This window comes from uncultured Campylobacter sp., from assembly GCF_938045775.1.
Classification (GTDB): Bacteria; Campylobacterota; Campylobacteria; order Campylobacterales; family Campylobacteraceae; genus Campylobacter_B.
Genome location: NZ_CALIBH010000082.1, coordinates 1 through 2,166, shown reverse-complemented (window position 1 = coordinate 2,166; position 2,166 = coordinate 1). Strand labels below are relative to the sequence as shown.

2 protein-coding genes are annotated in these 2,166 nt (G+C 44.8%); both read right to left on the bottom strand.

All coding sequences use genetic code 11. The features are described 5' to 3' along the window. A partial coding sequence (locus tag Q0238_RS03045) for a metallophosphoesterase (RefSeq protein WP_297942824.1) occupies positions 1-545 on the bottom strand: 545 nt, incomplete at its 3' end. Between the two features lie 84 nt (positions 546-629). Next, positions 630-2,123, bottom strand: coding sequence for an RNA ligase (locus Q0238_RS03040; RefSeq protein ID WP_297942822.1), 1,494 nt, complete (start codon positions 2,121-2,123; stop codon positions 630-632). Positions 2,124-2,166 lie beyond the last annotated feature (43 nt).

The following is a 2,166-nucleotide window of genomic DNA, read 5'->3' as shown; positions in this document are numbered from 1 at the left end:
TCTAAGCTTAAAATTTTGCCGTGCGAGTCAAAGCCTACGTTTAGTATGCGCCCCTCCAGGCTGGAAGCGCGGTCGTGCAAGTGTCCGTGAAGCATAAAAGAGCCTTTCTGGGCGCGGTTGTGCTCCTCTACGGGATAGTGAAACATGCAGATGCTCATACCCGTTTTGCCGTCCTTCATCGCGCCCGCACCGCCGTCAAAATTTAGCTCCTTGTAGTGCAGGATATCGCTAAAGATAGGATTTCCGTCGTCTTTTAGCTCGCGTAGCAGCGCTTCTTTGTTTTGGCTAATGAGCGTATCGTGGTTACCTAAAATCAGTACATGCGAGCCGTTTAGCCTACGCGCGACGCTTTTTAGATCCTTTAATTTATTACAAAATGCAAAATCGCCCAGATCATAAACCGTATCCTCGGGCCCCACTACGGCATTCCAGAGTTCTATTAGCTTTTCATTCATCTCGGCTACGTCGTTAAAAGCCCTAAATTTAGGGCAGTATTTCATAATATTTGCGTGATAAAAATGCAAATCTGAGGTAAAAAATATCATCATTTTTCCTTTAAGCTTTAATCGCTGCATCAAATTTAAGCTTTACGTAAATTTACGCGGCGTCAAATATTCGCACGGTAATCGTTAAACTTTTTCTAAAAATTCTTTTATAAAGCCTAGTTTGCCCTGCTCGTCAAGGGATCTGAATTCTCGCTCGTTTGCTTTGATATGGTCAATCAAGGGGTGAAATTCCTCATCAAGCTTGGTTTTATCCAGTTTGCCGGAAAGCGCCTCGTTTTTACTGCGAGCGAAAAATTTATTCACGAGATAATAAGGCGTTTTCATCTTAAAGCAAAAATCATTTTGGCTTGGGATATACACCATAAAGCCCTCAAATTTCGCCTCTTTGACTATATTTTTAAGCTCCGCAAAGCTCGTTTTTAGATACTGCTCGCCCTCTTTATAAAAAGGTCTTTTTAGCACTCCGGCAGTGTTTGCGGCGATTTTATCCAGCTCAAATTCGCTTGCTTGCGCGCCGGTTTTAGCGTCGATAAGCCCGATAAAGGTCTCTCCAAGCTCCTCTTCTACGATGTGCGGATCGCTCTCGTCGGTGATCTCAAATAAAAAAGTTTTATTTGGATAGCGTTTGAAAATTTCTTCAAATTTACAGCAGTGCTCGCGCGCCATCTGCGCAAATCTACTATCGGTCGATCCCGTCGTGGAGTAGATGACGCGGCGGTTAAAGCTCGCGCCGCTTTCGCCGACATCTACATAGGTGCAACACCCCAAAAAGCCGTTTACCTTTCGCACGGCAAGCACGGGCGTATCGTCCGTGATATCGATAGGATAAAGGCTTTTGCGCGAGGTAAATTCCGAGTAGTTATAGACCTTTTTAAACGGACGCACGATGATATTTAGATTCTCGTCCATTATGAGCCCGCGCATCTCAAGCAACGCCTTATCCCAATCGGCTTTGAAAAAGACGCGTTTTGAGTATTTGTAGGTGCAAAGCTCTGGATAAAGCTCGCTTTGACGCGCGCTCCAGAGTCTTTTGTCCTGCGTGGCAGCGATATATTTTTTCGTTACGTAGGTATTTTGCGCCGCATCAAAGGGCAGATCGCGCCTGTTTAGAGCCGCCGCGTCTTTGATCTTTTGCGCTACGCTTTCGCTCATAGGATTAACGGGCGGGATCAAAATTTCGCCCTCTATTTTGTTGTTTGCGACCTTTATAAACATCGCTATTGTCGTATTTTCATCGACGCCGTGCTCGGAGGCGAAGAAATTTTGCATTCTAAAGCATTCGAAAATAAATCCATTCTGGGCGGCTTGCTCTTTTAGGCTTAGCAGCTCTTTGGTGCGCGCACTCACGTTGCTAAGCACGATAAGAACGTCTTTATCTTTGTTTTCCAGGGCAAATTTATACGCCTGCTTTATCTCGCGGGCGACCCTGCGCTTTGCGTCCTCCAAAAGCTTCGGCGACCAAGTATAAACCCCCGCCTCATCGGTTAGAAACATATCGTTTTCCAGATGATAAATTTGCGCCTGCGGGTATTCATTTTGAAATTCTTTAATTTTCTCTTTTGCGAAAGTCGTTTTACCAGAGCCCGCATGTCCACGAACGACTATAAATTTTCTCATTTTACCGCCTTGATTTTATGTGGCGATATTCTACCTGAAATTT

Bases quoted from the DNA above. Each gene is read 5' to 3' on its own strand.
- Q0238_RS03040 (WP_297942822.1), bottom strand. From the start codon at position 2,123: ATGAGAAAATTTATAGTCGTTCGTGGACATGCGGGCTCTGGTAAAACG.